This window comes from Mycobacterium sp. NGS34, assembly GCF_059812845.1.
On sequence record NZ_JCALDM010000011.1, the window covers coordinates 174811 to 189820 of the forward strand.

Consider the following 15010-nt stretch of genomic DNA (forward strand, 5'->3'; position numbering starts at 1 on the left):
GCCGTTCCACCCGTGTCAACGGAGGCCAGATGACGTCGACGACGCAGCCGGCAAGTCTCACCAGGCGTCGCACCCCGCTCAACCGCTCGCAGATCGCGGGATTCTGGGGCGCATGGACGGGCTGGACGCTCGACGGAATGGATTCGTTCATCTACGCGCTCGTGCTCGCGCCCGCGCTGACCGAGCTGCTGCCGCGTTCGGGTTTCGCCGCGACGTCGACCAACGTCGGTCTCGCGGGCTCGATTCTGTTTGCCCTGTTCCTGGTGGGCTGGGGCCTGTCGTTCATCTGGGGGCCGATCGCCGACCGGTTCGGTCGCACCAAGGTGCTGGCCGCGACCATCTTTACCTTCGCGATCTTCACCGGGCTGTCGGCCGCGGCGCAAAACGTATGGGAGCTGGCCATTTTCCACTTCATCGCGGGCGTCGGCATCGGCGGCGAATGGGCGCTGGCGGGCACGTACGTGGCCGAGGCGTGGCCCGAGGACCGGCGCAAGATGGGGGCGGGCTATTTGCAGACCGGCTACTACGCGGGATTCTTCCTGGCGGCGGCCTTGAACTACACGATCGGGGTCCACTTCGGCTGGCGGGCAATGTTTCTGACGGGTGCGGTGCCGGTCGTCGTCGCGATCCTGATCTTGACGCGGGTTAAGGAAACCGAGAAGTGGGAGAAGCTGGAGGCTCAGCCCACGGTCCGCGTGAACCCGCTGCGCGAGATTCTCGGCGCGCGCTACCGGCGGCGAACCTGGGTGGCGTGCGCGCTGCTGACGATCGCGATCGTGGGCCTGTGGGCCGGCGCCGTCTACGAACCCACCGCCGTGATTCAGCTGGCGCAGCACGCCGGTCTCGGCAAGGCCGACGCAACCAGAACCGCGTCCTGGGCCACGGGCCTGCTGTCCATCGGCACCATCTTGGGATGTCTGGTCGTGCCGATCCTCTCCGAGCGCATCGGGCGCCGCAAGACACTCGCGATTTACTTTGCGGGTATGGCCGTTTCGATCACTGGCAGCTTCGGTTGGGCGTTCTATCTGCCCAATGGGCTCGCGCCGTTCATCGCGTGGCTTTTCGTGCTCGGGTTCTTCGGCGGCAACTTCGCCATCTTCAGCCTCTGGTTGCCCGAGCAGTTCGAGACGCGCGTGCGCGCGACCGCGTTCGCGTTCTGCACCTCGTTCGGCCGCTTCGTCGGCGCGGGCGTGAATTTCTTGCTCGGCGCCGCGGTGCTGCACCTGCACACCCTGGGATTGCCCGTTGCCCTGACGGCCATCGCGTTCGTCATCGGGCTTTTCGTCATCCCGCTGGCACCCGAGACGCGGGGCGAGGCGCTGCCCCAATAGGGGCAGCGACCCCGGACCCCGCGTCCCGGTCAGCAGCCTACGTTCCGTCGGGGGGACCGGAGGCCCCTGATCAGATCGGCGCCCTTTTCGGCGATCATCACGGTCGCCGCGTTGGTGGTCCCACTGATGATCGCGGGCATCACCGAAGGCGAGGCGTAGCTTAGGCACGTACTCGTTGCTCGAACATCCAACTTGGAGGCGCGATGAGCCGCGACATTGTCACGGATGTAGCCGACGACGGCGTCGCGACTCTGACCCTGGCCCGACCGGAGCGACGCAACGCCCTATCGATCAAGCTGCGCGACGAGATCAGCGATCAGCTCGATACCTGGGCCACGGATCCGGCCGTCCGCGCGGTCGTGCTCACCGGCGCGGGATCGACGTTTTGCGCCGGCTTCGATCTCGAGGAGTTCGCGCAGGCCGAGCTCGCACGAACCATCCGCGATAGCTCGCATCGCTATCACCTCACCGTGTGGCGCTTTCCCAAGCCGCTGCTGGCCGCGATCAACGGCCCCGCCGTGGCCGGCGGCTTGGACCTCTGCGTGCTGTGCGACTTCCGGATCGCCTCGGTCAATGCGGTATTCGGGCATCCCGAGATCAAATTCGGTGCGCCGCCGCTGTTTACGCCGCTGCAGTGGATCGTCGGCGTGGGCATCGCGCGCGACCTGTGCCTCACCGGGCGGCGAATCGATGCCGACGAGGCGTTGCGCATCGGTCTGGTCAACAGCCTCAGCGAGCCCGGGTGCGCGCTCGACGACGCTTTGGCGATGGCGCGCACCATCATCGAGGCCCCCCAGGCCGCCATCGAATGCACCAAGCGATACCTGGTCAGCAGCCCCAGCGCCACGTTCGAGCAGGCCTTCGCGGTGGAGCACGACGCGGTCTTCGACGAGTTCCTGGTGGGACCGGTGGGTCCCCGGTCGACAACGCCCGACTCGTGACCGCTGCAGCGGTGGGTGGTCAGCGGCCGAGCTGGACGGCCTTGACGACCAGCAGCAGCGCGCCGACAACCAGGTAGCTGCGTAGGGCGATCATGCCGAGCCGGGTGCCGGGGGACCAGGTGACGGGTTCGAGCAGGGTCAAGGGTGGCATCCGCCAGGTGTTGCGGTCGACGGGACGGGCCGGCGGCTTCGGGGCCGGTGGCGCGGGCTGGCTGCGGGACATCCAGCGCAGCACCGGCACCGCGGCGGCGGCGAGTATGACCAGCGCCAGGGAAAGGTAGCCGGCGACGGCGACGACGTCGATGTGGGGGAACAGGGTGGTGGCCATCAGGATCCCGGACAACAACAGCAGGATGCCGACGATCAGCCCGGCCACCCAGTTTAGCCAGCGCCGATTGACCCAGGGCCCCAACACTTCCCGGTCGTTACACAGCAACAGGAGAAACACGCTGGCGCTGGGCAACAACAGTCCGGCCAGGGCCTGCACGGCGGTGGTGATCAAACCCAGTGGCGCGCCGGGGATGAGCACGATGGCGGCGGCCAGCGCCACCATCGCGGTGTAGGACAGGTAGAACTGCTTGGCGTCGGCGAACCCGCGGTGCAGCGAATGCTTGAGGCCGAAGACGTCGCCGAAGGCGTAACTGGTGGCCAGCGTCACCGCGGCCGCGCCGATGATCGACGCGTCCATCAGCACGATGGCGAAAAACGCGCCGAGGGTGGCGCTGTGCTGGCCGAGCAGGTGGGCGATGGCCCCGGCGTCGGAGAAGCCGCCCACGGTGTTGGTCGACCGCGCCGCCCAATCGCCGGTCATCACCAGGGCCGCGGCGCCGACGATCACGACGAAGGCCCCGATCACGGTGTCGGCGCGCTCGTAGGCCATGAACCGCGGCGTGATCCGTTTGTCGACGACATTGGACTGCTGAAAAAACAGCTGCCAGGGCGCGACGGTGGTGCCGACGATGGCGATGATCAGCAGCACCGCGTCGGAACTCACCCCGCCCGAGATGCTGGGCACCACAAACGACTTCGCCGCGTGAACCCACTGCGGGTGCGACATGAGCAGCATCGGGATCTGCAGCAGGGTGACGGCAATGAAGATGAACATGGCCCGCTCCCAGCGCCGGAAGCTGCCGCTGGCCATGATGGCGATCAGCGCCACCGCCGAGATGGGGACCACGACGTATTTGGACACGCCGATGTAGTCGGCGGCCAGAGTGATACCGATGAACTCGGTGACGATGGTCAGGAAGTTGAGCAGGAAAAGGTCGCCGACGGAGAACCAGCCCCAGCCGCGGCCGAAGCGCTCGTTGATCAGCCGGGCGTGACCGACCCCGGTGACCGCACCGAGCCGCACCACCATCTCCTGGTTGACGATGAGCACGGGGATGAGCAGCAGCAGCACCCACAACAGGGAGTAGCCGTAGTTCTGGCCGGCCTGGGTGTAGGTGGCGACCCCGCCGGCGTCGTTGTCGCCGACCATCACGATGATGCCGGGGCCGACGATCGCCAGCAGCGTCAGCAAGCGGGTCTTCCACGTCCGCGAATGGTCGCTATCGCTGAGTTTGATGCGCCCGAACGCGCCCTCGATGTCGCCCAGATGCGCGGTGTCGAGCACAGCGCTGGGCGCCGTGGGTCGGGCGGTCTCGTCGGCGCTGGACGTCACGGTGTCTCGGCTCCAGGTTGGGTGATCTCGCGGAACGGACGCGGGGCGGGCTCGCGGCGGCGCCAGTCCTCGGGGATGGTCGCTTCCAGGACGTCGTCGACGGTGACCACCCCGAGCACGCGGTCCTCGTCGTCGACGACGGGGATGGAGTAGAGGTTGAAGTCGGCCATCAACAGCGCGATGTCGGTCAGATCGGCGTCGGCGCTGACGCAGACCGGATCGGAATCCATCAGTGCTCCAACGGTTTCGGCGGCGTCGGCCTGCAGCAGGGTGATCACCGACACCACACCGGCCAGCCGCCCGCCCTCGTCCAGGACGTGCACCTTGACCAACGCCTCCGGCTGGACGTTGGAGGCGGCGGCGATCAGCGCCAGCGCCGAGCCCGCGGTCGCGGTGGCCGCGCAGGAGACGAAGTCGACGTTCATCAACCCGCCGGCGCTTTCCGGGTTGAACCCCATCAGCGTGATCACCTTGGTGCGCTGCGGGCCGGGCATGAGTTCCAGCACGCGCCGCCGCCGCGACTGGCGCAGGTCGGCGATCGCGTCGGCGGCATCGTCGGCGCGCATCCGGCCCAACAGGGCCGCGACCTCGTCGTCGGGCATGCCGTCCAGCAGCCGGCTGGCCTTGTCCGGGTCCAGCTCCTCGAACACGTCGGCTTCCAGTTCCGGGTCGCTGTGCACCCGGTCGAGGATTTCGCCGCCCTCGGCCTTGTCGGCCTCCTCGAGCAGGTCGGCGATCTCGGCGGGCTTGAACTCGCCGAACCGGTCCGACAGGCGCCGCACGGCGTCGGAGCCGCCGTGGCCGATCAGCGGTTCGAACGCCTTCCAGTCGCGGGCCGCGTGCCCGCCGGAGTGCCTAATCAGCCCGAACAACGTCGGTGGCCGGCGGGTGTCCAGCCGCGCAACCACCCACCCGGAGCCGGTGTCCTCGAGCTCGACGTCATACGCGCGCACCAAATCCGCGGCCGCCACGTCGATCAGCCGGTGGCCCAGCACGTCGGCGCGCAACAGCACCTCGCCGTCGCGGCGCTCGAAGCCGCGGAGGTCAACTTTGTTCTTGGTCAAGATGATTCGTTTGGGGGCGAACTCTTCGATGGATTTGGTGCCGACGAACACCCGACGCCCGCCGACCCCGGCCACGATCCCCGTCACCGCCGGATAGTCGTCCGCGCCGCGCAGGCGCACGATCACGTCCTCGACGCGGCCGACGGCCTCACCGGCGCGGGCCACGATCGGTGCGCGCAGCAGCTCGGAGAGATGGATCACCGGCAGCTCACCGCGGGGCTTCGCCTGCTCTGATGTGCTCACTTGTCCTCCTCAACGCTGTGCGACAGTCGACCGCAGGATGCCATCTGCGGGTGCGGCTTACAACCAGGTTCGGTGATGGCGCAAGTATCGTGGCTTGACCGGTTCGGCCGCCAGAGCGTACGCCGCCGACGCGGGGCACAGCTACAGCCAACGGGTAAACGGCTGGTGGCCATCGGGATATGGCCGGACCGCTGGCACACTGTGGTGTGCCCGAAATCGCGTTCAACTCCGTGTCCCCGATCGTCCCCGTCAAAGACCTCGACGTCGCGCTCGACCGCTATCGCACACTCGGCTTCGACGCGCGCGCCTACGAGGGCCCGGAGCGCTACGGGTTCGTCGACCGCGGGTCGGTCTCGATGCACCTCACCGAGTGGGACGAGCATGACCCGCTGCGCACCGCCGCCAGTGTGTATCTCTACGTGGGCGACGCCGACGCCCTCTACGCGGAATGGGCGGCGCTGGAAAATCTGCCCGGCCGCCTGATTGAACCGCAGGAAACCGACTACGGTTTACGGGAATTCGCCTACGTCGATCCCGATGGGACGCTACACCGGATCGGTTCGCCGGACGTCTGACTCAGACGCCTGGCTGTGCGCCAGCGCCACCGTCGCGGCGATCATCACCGCGACCGACGCGCCGAGCGCGACCATGCCGATGCGGTTGGTGCTCAACGTCTCACCCAACACGGTGACGCCCAGCACCGATCCGACGAGGGGTTCGGCGACGGTCACCGCGGGTAGCGAGGCGGTGAGCGAGCCGGCCCGAAACGCCGACTGCTCCCACGCCGTCGCCGCGAGGCCCAGCACCGCCCAGATGTACAACTCGGGTGCGCGCAGCACCGCGGGGACGCCGTGCCCGAGCTGGTCGACGACGCCCTTCGTCAAGACCGTGAAGACGCCCCACAGCGAACCCGACATCACCCCGAGGAGTAAAGCGCTGACCCACCCCGAGAACATCTGGGCGCCGATCACGCAGAGGAACAGGCACGGGCCGATGATCAGGCCCACGACGATCCACGTCCGGACCGACCCGCGGGGGATTCCGGCCTGCGGGTTGCCGACCGTGACGACGACCGTGACCGCGGCGACGAGCAGCACGGCCCAGATCCCTTGCCACCGAGTGATTTTGCGGTGATTGGTCACCGCGCTGATGAGCAGCGCGAACAGCAGGGAAGTCACCGACAGCGCCTGCACCAGCACCACCGACCCCAGACCGAGCGCCGCGGCCTGCAACCCGAACCCGGCGGCGGCCACCAGGCTGCCCGTCCACCATCGGCGGTCGCGCAGCAGCCGGCGAAACAGCGCCAAGGTGCCGACCGGCTTGTCGGTGACCTGTTGCGCGGATCGCTGCTCGAGGACGTCGCCGATGCCGATCATGAACGCGGCCCCGATCGCGAGCAGCGCCGCGATGCCCGTCCTGCCCACGATCAGCTGTTGCGCCTGATCTTCAGCGCGGTGGTGATCATCGGAATCTGAAGTGGCAGCCGGGCCAGCGCGGCGACGCGCATCGGCCACGGCTTGTCCCACCACAGGCGGCACATGTTGACGTTGGCCGGGAACACGCTGACGAACAGCGCGACCGCGGCCAGCGCGGCCCGCCGCCGGGTGCGCCGCGGTATCAGCAGCGCACCGACGGCGATCTCTGCCACGCCTGATGCGTAGGTATAGAACCGCGCGTCGCCGGGCAGTTCGGCCGGGACGATGTCGTCGAATATTTTGGGCGCCAGGAAGTGCACGGTGCCGATGCCCATCAGCATCGCCGCGACTCGATAGGCGGTCGTTCGGGTGGTGTCACGTTCAGCGAGGGGGGTGGTCGTCATCGACCCATTGTGTCGTGTGCGACGCCGACGCCGCTCACTGCTCTCCCACAGCGTGGGCATCGAGCGGGTTGTCGATGCGCTTATCAACGCCTCTTATCAAGCCGGCCTTGCGTCTGCCGTAGTGAAATTGCTCCACCGGACCGCGGTGGGAAAGATCGGGCCAAAGCACGCGAATCGGCAGCCGGGGTTGCGGCGGGCCTCTTGTCTGACGAGTCGGGCGGTGTCCTCGGCGAATCCGTCGCGCGGGTGGCGGTCGAGGATTTCGTCGAGGTTCTCGGGGTGCAGCGCCCACTGCTGGGCCAGGACGTCGACCAGCCCACCCGCCCTAAGCCAGTGGGCCACCGGGCCGTACCGACGCGCGGGGACGAACGGGTTGAGGTTCGTCGTGATCGCCAGGGCCACGCTGTCCCGGCGCGAGCTCGCCCAGCCGGCGGTCGCCGTGATTTCGCGAGCCTGTCTGGCTCCGGCAACGGTGAAGCACCCGCGCCGGTCGGGGTCGAAGAGCCCGGTGTCGTGGAGTAGCGCTGCGACACACAGTGCTTCGCGGTCGAGTGGGTCGGAGTGGCCGCTCAACTCGTAGCGGATGGCCGTGAAGTAGTAGGTACGGAAACTGTGGTCGACCATGTGCGGGCTGGCCACGGAGCGCAGGCACTCCTCAGCCGCGCGGACCGCTTCCGTGCGCGGCGGCGCCCATCGGGTGAGGTCGATCTTTCGCGGGGTGCGCGGCGGGGCGATATGACGGAGGGCCCAGCGCAGTCGGGGAGCGGCGTCACCGAGCAGCACCGCGCCGGTGCCCGCGAGCAAGGCCACCCGCTGGGGCACCGACAGCGGCGGACCGCCCAGCCTTTCCCAGTCCAGCGAGCCGACGGGTGGTGCGGCGCTGCGGCGCATCGCTCACTCCGCGCTCGTCGGATGCGCGGCAAGGAAGCCCTCGATCGCGGTGACGAGCTGATCGGGCTGTTCTTCGGGGATGAAGGTGCGGCTCCCGGTGATCAGTTCGAATCGCCCTTGCGGCAACAGTTTTGCCAGTCGCCGGCCATGGTCGCGGGGGAAGATCTTGTCGTCGTCGGCCCAGAGCACGAGCGCGGGTTTGTCGAAGTCGGTGAGCCGGTCCGCGGCCTCGAACGTGTATTTCGTGTCGACCGCCCGCAGCATGCGCCGGAAGTCGCGCCTGACCCCCGGGTTGCGGCGCACCGGGCCGGTGAACGAGCGCATGATGTCCGGTGGCATCGGCCGTGACGTCACAAATCCGTAAGCGGTCGGCAGGCGCTGGATCGCCTTGAATTGCGCGGTGTAGGCGACGATCCAGGTGAGCAGCCGCGAGCGCGCCATCACCTCCAAGTACTTCTGCGGCGTCGGCGGAAACTTCTCGAACGCGTCGCACGACGTGAGCACCAGGCGGGCGATCCGGTCGGGGTGCCGTCCGACCAATGCCTGCGCGACGGCGCCGCCCGTGTCGTTGGCGACGATCGTGACGTCGTCAAGGTCCAGGGCAGCCAGGAAATCCGCGACGATCCGCGCCATGCCGGGCAGCGACAGATCGGCGTCGGCGTCCAGTGGGATCGAGTGCGAGCCCCACGGCAGGTCCGGGGTGATGCATCGGTGGTCTGCCGCCAGGCGGGGCGCGACGTGTCGCCACAGGTCGCCGTTGACGCCCACGCCGTGCACGAACACGATCGGCGGGCCATCGCCGCGCTCGCGGTAGCCGATCGCGCCGTGCGGGATGGCGACGCGGCGCTGCTGACCGAGATCCGGGCTGATCGACATGCAGCAATACTTGCATGGTGCAAGTGCGCAGGCAACGGCGCGCCTCAATGTCGCGCGGGACGGCCTTCCCGCGCGGCGAGCTGCGGCGGCGTCAGGGTGGTCGGCTCGCCGTCCGGTCCGACCGCGCCGGGCGCCGGCACCACGCGCAGGTCGCGTAGCTCGATCGGCTCGTCGCAGTGTTCGCATCGCAGCGCGCCGCCGGCCTCGTGATCGCAGCCCTTGTGCAGGATCAGTACCTCGGGGCCCGCGGGACCCGGTTCGTGGCGGTCGGCCCAGGCCATCAGCGTCAGGACGACCGGGAACAGGTCGCGGCCCTTTTCGGTCAGGTGGTACGAACCGCGCGGCCCGCTCCGCTCCATGACGCCGTGTTCCACCAATTTCTGCAGCCGGGCGCTCAACACATTCGTCGCCAGGCCGAGGCTGCGCAGGAACTCGTCGTAGCGGGTCAACCCGTGGAAGGCGTCGCGGACGATCAGCAGCGTCCAGCGTTCGCCGAGAATCGTCAGCGCGCGGGCGAGCGCGCAGTCCTGACCGGTGTAGTCGCGCCCAAGTGGCATGGTGCAAGTTTAGGTGCGGGGGCCGTTCGATTGTTAGCGCGGTCACAGCCGGCCGCGTCCGGAACTTAGCCCGTTACTATTGCTCATACGGTATTGGATACGATTCCACCCACCCGTCGCTGCCGACCGCAGCCAAACAGTCCGAGGTTGAAAACATGGCCACACCCGTGATCGTCGGAGCGACCAGGACGGCGATCGGCCGCTCGTTCAAGGGCGCGCTCGTCAACACGCCGCCCGAGACCCTGATCACCACGGTGCTTCCCGAGGTGGTGCGCAGGTCAGGGATCGACCCGTCGGCCATCGACGACATCATCTTCGCCGAATCGCACTACGGCGGCGGCGATTTGGCGCGTTATGCGGCCGCCGCGACGGGCATGGAGGACATCCCCGGCCAGGCGGTGAACCGGCACTGCGCGGGCAGCCTCACCGCGATCGGCAACGCCGCGGCCCAGATCGGCTCCGGGATGGAGCGCGTGCTGATCGCCGGCGGCGTGCAGTCGCTATCCATGACGCCGCTGATGAACCAGCGGATTCCCGGGCCCGAGCTGGTGTTCGAGGAGCGCTGGCTGCCCCCGACACACGTCGAGACCCCGGACGCGCCAACCAAGGACATGTCGATCACCGTCGGGTGGAACACCGCGCAGGCGGTCGGCATCACCCGCGAGGAGATGGACGCCTGGGCGGCCCGGTCGCACGAGCGCGCCATCGCCGCCATGGACGCGGGGAAGTTTCTCGACGAGATCGTCCCGCTGAAGATCACCCAGCTCGATGGGTCGGTGACCGACTTCTCGGTCGACGAACATCCCCGCCGCGATACCACCATCGAGAAGCTCGCCGCCCTCAAGGTGCTGCACCCCGAGATCGAGGGGTTCTCGATCACCGCGGGCAACAGCAGCGGCACCAACGACGCCGCCGCGGCGGTCGCGTTGGTCGACCGTGACTATGCGCTCGCCGAGAAGCTGAACGTGATGGGCACCGTCCGGGCATGGGGCGCCGTGGGCGTCCCGCCGCGGGACTGCGGTTTGGGCGCGGTCAAGGTGATCGGCAAAGTGCTGCAGCGCGCCGGGTTGTCGGTCGACGACGTGGCGCTGTGGGAGATCAACGAGGCGTTCGCGTCCGTGCCGATCGCGGCGTGCCGCGAGTACGGCATCGACGAGGAGAAGGTGAACTTCTCCGGCAGCGGATGCAGCCTCGGCCACCCCATCGCGGCCTCGGGCGCCCGCATGGTCACCACGCTGGCCTACGAGCTGGCGCGCCGCGGCGGCGGCATCGGTGTCGCGGCGATGTGTGCGGGCGGCGGTCAGGGCGGCGCGGTCGTCATCGAGGTCTAGCGGCGATCGCGAGGCCAGCGCAGCTGGACGATGCGGGTCGCCGCCGTCAGGTCCAGCCTCAGTTGCAGAACGTGTAGCCGATGAACTGTGCGTCGCGCGCGTTGGCGCCCGAGTAGTTGACGTAGTGCACCGCCGGCATTCCGTTGTACTGGGTGTTGGTCTTCTGCGCGGTGGGCGGCGGGGCCGCCTTGGGGAAGGCCAGGACCAGGTCGGCAAAGATCTTCAGCCCCGTCTGGCAGACCGCCTCGGGCCGCGGCGGCTGGGCATTCCACGCGTGCACGACGACGGGGTCGGTCAGCTGATAACCCGCGGCGCAATTGGGATCGCAGATCTTGAAGACCGCGGTCCCGGACCCGTCGGCACCCTGGGGACCCCATGACGTCCACGACATGTCTTGCAGCGCAACGGCAACGCTCGCGCATCCCAGAACGCTGAGCTTCTTCGGACGCTCGACCGGGGGGACCGACGGGTTGTAACAGCCCGGAATCGCGAAGCTGGTCGGTTGCGACGGCTGGGTGGTGGCCTGGCCCGCAGTGGTCTGGCGGCCCTGGATCAGCTTTACGCCGACGACCGCGAGTACGCCGATCAGCAGCACAGCGAGGATGACACCCAAGACCCCCAGGCGTCCCCCCGGAAACCGCAGCCGGCTCGATGACGAGACGTTGCCGCTCACGCTTACCAGGTTATGGCAGAACCGGCCCGCCCGGGTGTCGCCACCGCAAGAATCGTCGCAGGGTAAATTTGGTCAACGCTACCAACTTATTGAGGATTACCGATGGATGATCATGCCCTGGCCGCGCGGTTGGCCGCGGAGGCGGGACGGCTGCTGCTCGGCGTCCGGGAGGAATTCGCCGAGGCCGACGCCGGCGAGCGAAAAGCCGCGGGGGACAAGCGGTCCCACGAGTTCCTGATGGAGGCGCTCGCCGCCGAGCGGCCGGACGACGCGGTGCTGTCCGAGGAGGGCGCCGACGACCCGGTGCGGTTGCGCTCGCGGCGGGTCTGGATCGTCGATCCGCTCGACGGGACGCGGGAATTCTCCGAGCTGGGGCGCGACGACTGGGCGGTGCATGTGGCGCTCTGGCAGGACGGTGAGCTCGCCGCCGGCGCGGTGGCGCTGCCGGCGCAGGGGGTCACGCTGGCGACGCCCCACGTCACCGCGCCCCCGGTCGCGCCGGACCAGCCCCGCATCGTCGTCTCGCGCACCCGGCCGCCCGCCCTCGCCCTGGCCGTCCGCGACGCGCTGGACGGCGTCCTCGTCGAAATGGGTTCCGCCGGAGCCAAAGTGGCGTCGATCGTCCAGGGCCTGTCGGATGTCTACGTGCACGCCGGCGGCCAGTTCGAATGGGATTCGGCCGCCCCGGTGGCGGTGGCCCGCGCCGCCGGCCTGCACACGTCCCGCATCGACGGCTCGGCCCTGGCCTACAACCAGCCGGACCCCAAGCTGCCCGACCTGGTGGTCTGCCGCCCCGAACTGGCCGCCACGGTGCTGGCAGCGATACCGCCGAACGTCGAATAGTCAGCCAACTAAGAGGACGCTCGGCGCCGGCGTCCGTTGGCCTCGTGCGTCCACTCCTTCTCGACGCGCCCGATCTCGAGCGAAAGCAGCGCGAGAGTCGGGTTGTCGCAATGCACTTCGTGCGCGGTGCGTAATTCGGCCGCATCGCCGGTGATCGAAAGGTAGGGCCGCAGGCTCTCGAACCATTCGTCGCCGACGACGTTCGGCGGTTCGCCATTCTGCGGGCCGCAAGCCCACTGCTGGTAGGCGTCCCGCGCGTTCGCCAGGCCACCGCGCCAGCGGTGGATCGCGTCGCAGCGCTGAGTGTGAATGTGCATCTTCATCTGATGCTTGTTGTTGTTGCTTGCAACCATCCCGGGCAGCAAGTTATCGGCGGCGGACCTCGCGACGCCCGCGATGCCCATGGCCGACGCACCCACGACAGTCCCGACGAGGCCCATCGTCATCATGTCCATTCGCTGATCGTCGCACCCCGGGCGGCGACGGCCAAGGGATGCCGCCGTCAGCGCGATCCGGTGAGGTCCAGGGCGATATCGACGAGCATGTCCTCCTGGCCGCCCACCATGCCGCGCCGGCCCGCCTCCTCCAGCAGGGTCCGCGCGTCGATGTCGAAGCGGGCCGCGGCGGCCTCGGCGTGCCGCAAAAAGCTGGAGTACACGCCCGCGTAGCCAAGGGTCAGGGTTTCCCGGTCGACCCGCACGGGCCGGTCCTGCAGGGGCCGAACCAGGTCGTCGGCGGCGTCCTGTAACCGGTGCAGGTCGCAGCCGTGCTCCCAGCCGAGCCGGGTGGCCGCCGCGACGAACACCTCGAGGGGTGCGTTCCCCGCGCCGGCGCCCATCCCCGCGAGCGAGGCGTCGACGCGGTGTGCGCCGTGCTCGACGGCGGCGATCGAGTTGGCGACACCCAGCGACAGGTTGTGGTGGGCGTGGATGCCGATTTCCGTTGTGGGCGATAGTGTTTGGCGCAGCGCCTCGACCCGGTCGCCGACGTCGCGCATCGTCATGGCGCCGCCCGAGTCGACGACGTACACGCAGGCGGCGCCGTAGCCCTCCATGAGCTTGGCCTGCGCGGCGAGGTTGGCGGGGCTGGTCAGGTGGCTCATCATCAAAAAGCCCACGGCGTCCATGCCGAGGTTACGGGCGGCGGCGAGGTAGGGGGCCGAGATGTCGGCCTCGGTGCAGTGGGTGCCGACGCGCACGACGGTCGCGCCCGCGCGGTGGGCGTCCCTGAGGTTGCGCAGGCTTCCGACACCCGGCAGCAGGAGCGTCGCCACCTTTGCGTTCCGGACGGCCGCGGCCACGGCCTCGATCCATTCCAGGTCGGTGTGCGCGCCGAACCCGTATACGCAGCTCGAACCGGACAACCCGTCACCGTGGGCGACCTCGATCGAGTCGACACCGGCCTCGTCCAGGGCGCGGGCGATCGCGGTGGCGTGCTCGGTGCTGTATTGGTGGCGCACCGCGTGCATGCCGTCGCGCAGGGTGACGTCGCTGACGTAGATCATGTTGCGGCTCCGGCGGTTTCGTTGTGGTGCGCGGCGATGCGTTCGGCGGCGGCCTTGGCGGCGGACGTCACGATGTCACCGGCGCCTTCGAGCAGCACCGTCACGCGAGTGCCGGTGAACTTGCCGGTCTCGGGGATGTAGAGCGGGTGCTCATGGTCGAACACCTGGAACTGGACGTCTTGCTTGAGCCGGTAACCGGGCGCGTACGCCGCCACCCGGCCGACCATGTCGTGGATCTCCCGCTCGATCCTGTGGCGGTCCGGCTCCCCCTCGACGAGGCAGTACACGGTGTTGCGCGCGGGCACCGGGGGATCGGCGGGGTTGAGGATGAGCACCGCCTTGCCGCGCTGCGCGCCGCCGACGACCCGAAGCGCGGTGGCGGTGGTCTCGATGAATTCGTCGACGCCGGCCCGGATTCCCGGTCCCGCGGACTTGGCCGGGATCGACGAGACGACCTCTGCGTAGGAGACGATCCCGGCCGTGGCGACCGCGGCGACGATCGGAATGGCCGCCTGTCCGCCGCAGGTCACCAGGTTGACGGAGGGCGCGTCGAGGTGGTCGTCGAGGTTGACCGCCGGCACGCAAAACGGACCGCTCGAGTTGGGGGTGAGGTCGAGCAGTGGAATTCCGCTGTTCACTTCGTGTCCTCGGAAACCATGCGCAGTGCGCTGTCGTAGAGGGTGTTCGCGTGCAGCTCGAACAGCGCCAGCAGGTCGACCGAGTCGCCGCCGAGCTCCTTGGCGACGAACAGGCCGTCGCCACCGGCGAGGGCGTAGGTGGCCAACTGGTGGACCTGTGCGTCGGTCAGCCCGGGGACGAGGTCCCGCACGGCTAGCGTGAGCGTCTCGAACGCCCGGGCGCGCACGGCGAGGAACATCGCCCGCCCCCTCGGCTCGACCGGCCGGCGCTCCAGCGCGAGCATCAGGCCGAGGCGCAGGAAGTCGGGGGAGTCCAGCAGTGCCTTGGCGATTTGCATGACCATCGAGACGAGGCGCTCCCGCGGCGTGCCCTCGGCCGGCATCTCCCAAGCCGAAAGCCAGTGCGCGAAGCTGCGTTCGATGACCGCGGCGATCAGGTCGTCCTTGTCCTTGAAGTGCCAGTAGATGGAGCTGGCCGGTAGGCCGCACTTGGCGCTGACCAGCCCGATGCTGGTGCCCTCGTAGCCGCGCTCGCTGGCGATCTCGGTGGCCGCGTCGAGGATGCGGGTCCGGGATGCCTCGCCGTCGAGGCGGCGGCGGCGCTCTGGCTTGTCTTTGGTGGCCACTGGAACTCCT

At 68.8% G+C, this 15010-nt stretch carries 16 protein-coding genes and 1 pseudogene; 5 read left to right on the top strand and 12 right to left on the bottom strand.

Annotated elements, in window-relative coordinates; translation table 11 throughout:
* Window positions 1-29: 29 nt before the first annotated feature.
* Together AC5Y7V_RS23875 and AC5Y7V_RS23880 are read left to right on the top strand one after the other, a co-directional pair.
* Complete coding sequence (locus AC5Y7V_RS23875) at window positions 30-1331, top strand: MFS transporter (RefSeq protein ID WP_499882506.1); 1302 nt, start codon at window positions 30-32, stop codon at window positions 1329-1331.
* A gap of 203 nt (window positions 1332-1534) precedes the next feature.
* Complete coding sequence (locus AC5Y7V_RS23880; protein ID WP_499882507.1) at window positions 1535-2272, top strand: enoyl-CoA hydratase/isomerase family protein; 738 nt, start codon at window positions 1535-1537, stop codon at window positions 2270-2272.
* Between the two features lie 19 nt (window positions 2273-2291).
* Here the strand turns inward: AC5Y7V_RS23880 and AC5Y7V_RS23885 are convergent, their stop codons facing one another.
* Together AC5Y7V_RS23885 and AC5Y7V_RS23890 are read right to left on the bottom strand one after the other, a co-directional pair.
* Window positions 2292-3935, bottom strand: a complete 1644-nt coding sequence (locus AC5Y7V_RS23885; protein ID WP_499882508.1) for an NRAMP family divalent metal transporter — start codon at window positions 3933-3935, stop codon at window positions 2292-2294.
* The gene (locus tag AC5Y7V_RS23890; RefSeq protein ID WP_499882509.1) at window positions 3932-5242 is read right to left on the bottom strand and encodes a magnesium transporter MgtE N-terminal domain-containing protein; all 1311 of its coding nucleotides are present in this window, start codon (window positions 5240-5242) and stop codon (window positions 3932-3934) included. The genes AC5Y7V_RS23885 and AC5Y7V_RS23890 overlap by 4 nt, the downstream gene beginning before the upstream one ends.
* 179 nt (window positions 5243-5421) lie before the next feature.
* On the opposite strand from AC5Y7V_RS23890, the gene AC5Y7V_RS23895 reads away from it, so the two are divergent.
* On the top strand, window positions 5422-5817 hold the full coding sequence (locus AC5Y7V_RS23895) for a bleomycin resistance protein (RefSeq protein WP_499882510.1): 396 nt from the start codon (window positions 5422-5424) through the stop codon (window positions 5815-5817).
* Here AC5Y7V_RS23895 and AC5Y7V_RS23900 read toward each other — a convergent pair.
* The 5 genes from AC5Y7V_RS23900 to AC5Y7V_RS23920 form a co-directional block, all read right to left on the bottom strand.
* Window positions 5788-6666 carry a DMT family transporter gene (locus tag AC5Y7V_RS23900; protein ID WP_499882511.1) on the bottom strand — a complete coding sequence of 293 codons (879 nt, stop codon included), beginning with the start codon at window positions 6664-6666 and terminating at the stop codon, window positions 5788-5790. The two genes, AC5Y7V_RS23895 and AC5Y7V_RS23900, sit on opposite strands and share 30 nt — an antisense overlap.
* Window positions 6667-6668: 2 nt before the next feature.
* Complete coding sequence (locus AC5Y7V_RS23905; RefSeq protein ID WP_499882512.1) at window positions 6669-7061, bottom strand: DoxX family protein; 393 nt, start codon at window positions 7059-7061, stop codon at window positions 6669-6671.
* A gap of 96 nt (window positions 7062-7157) precedes the next feature.
* Complete coding sequence (locus AC5Y7V_RS23910) at window positions 7158-7952, bottom strand: HD domain-containing protein (protein WP_499882513.1); 795 nt, start codon at window positions 7950-7952, stop codon at window positions 7158-7160.
* Window positions 7953-7955: 3 nt separating this feature from the next.
* A complete protein-coding gene (locus tag AC5Y7V_RS23915) occupies window positions 7956-8828 on the bottom strand; it encodes an alpha/beta fold hydrolase (RefSeq protein ID WP_499882514.1) in 873 nt (290 codons plus the stop codon).
* 44 nt (window positions 8829-8872) lie between these two features.
* Window positions 8873-9385, bottom strand: coding sequence for a winged helix-turn-helix transcriptional regulator (locus AC5Y7V_RS23920; protein WP_499882515.1), 513 nt, complete (start codon window positions 9383-9385; stop codon window positions 8873-8875).
* A 155-nt stretch (window positions 9386-9540) separates the two neighbouring features.
* On the opposite strand from AC5Y7V_RS23920, the gene AC5Y7V_RS23925 reads away from it, so the two are divergent.
* Window positions 9541-10716 carry a thiolase family protein gene (locus tag AC5Y7V_RS23925; RefSeq protein WP_499882516.1) on the top strand — a complete coding sequence of 392 codons (1176 nt, stop codon included), beginning with the start codon at window positions 9541-9543 and terminating at the stop codon, window positions 10714-10716.
* A gap of 58 nt (window positions 10717-10774) precedes the next feature.
* On the opposite strand, the gene AC5Y7V_RS23930 is transcribed toward AC5Y7V_RS23925, so the two are convergent.
* Window positions 10775-11359: a hypothetical protein gene (locus AC5Y7V_RS23930; protein WP_499882537.1), complete on the bottom strand. Its 585-nt coding sequence runs from the start codon at window positions 11357-11359 to the stop codon at window positions 10775-10777.
* Between the two features lie 132 nt (window positions 11360-11491).
* Here AC5Y7V_RS23930 and AC5Y7V_RS23935 point away from each other — a divergent pair, with 132 nt between their 5' ends.
* Complete coding sequence (locus AC5Y7V_RS23935; protein ID WP_499882517.1) at window positions 11492-12232, top strand: 3'(2'),5'-bisphosphate nucleotidase CysQ; 741 nt, start codon at window positions 11492-11494, stop codon at window positions 12230-12232.
* Window positions 12233-12240: 8 nt separating this feature from the next.
* On the opposite strand, the gene AC5Y7V_RS23940 is transcribed toward AC5Y7V_RS23935, so the two are convergent.
* The 4 genes and pseudogenes from AC5Y7V_RS23940 to AC5Y7V_RS23955 all read right to left on the bottom strand — a co-directional run bounded on the left by AC5Y7V_RS23940 (window position 12241) and on the right by AC5Y7V_RS23955 (window position 15000).
* The gene (locus AC5Y7V_RS23940; protein ID WP_499882518.1) at window positions 12241-12678 is read right to left on the bottom strand and encodes a hypothetical protein; all 438 of its coding nucleotides are present in this window, start codon (window positions 12676-12678) and stop codon (window positions 12241-12243) included.
* Between the two features lie 56 nt (window positions 12679-12734).
* Window positions 12735-13736 carry a 4-hydroxy-2-oxovalerate aldolase gene (gene dmpG, locus AC5Y7V_RS23945; protein WP_499882519.1) on the bottom strand — a complete coding sequence of 334 codons (1002 nt, stop codon included), beginning with the start codon at window positions 13734-13736 and terminating at the stop codon, window positions 12735-12737.
* Window positions 13733-14401: pseudogene (locus AC5Y7V_RS23950) on the bottom strand (acetaldehyde dehydrogenase (acetylating)); the annotation flags it as partial. The pseudogene AC5Y7V_RS23950 and the gene dmpG, both read right to left, overlap by 4 nt.
* On the bottom strand, window positions 14371-15000 hold the full coding sequence (locus AC5Y7V_RS23955; protein ID WP_499882520.1) for a TetR/AcrR family transcriptional regulator: 630 nt from the start codon (window positions 14998-15000) through the stop codon (window positions 14371-14373). The pseudogene AC5Y7V_RS23950 and the gene AC5Y7V_RS23955, both read right to left, overlap by 31 nt.
* Between the last annotated feature and the right edge of the window lie 10 nt (window positions 15001-15010).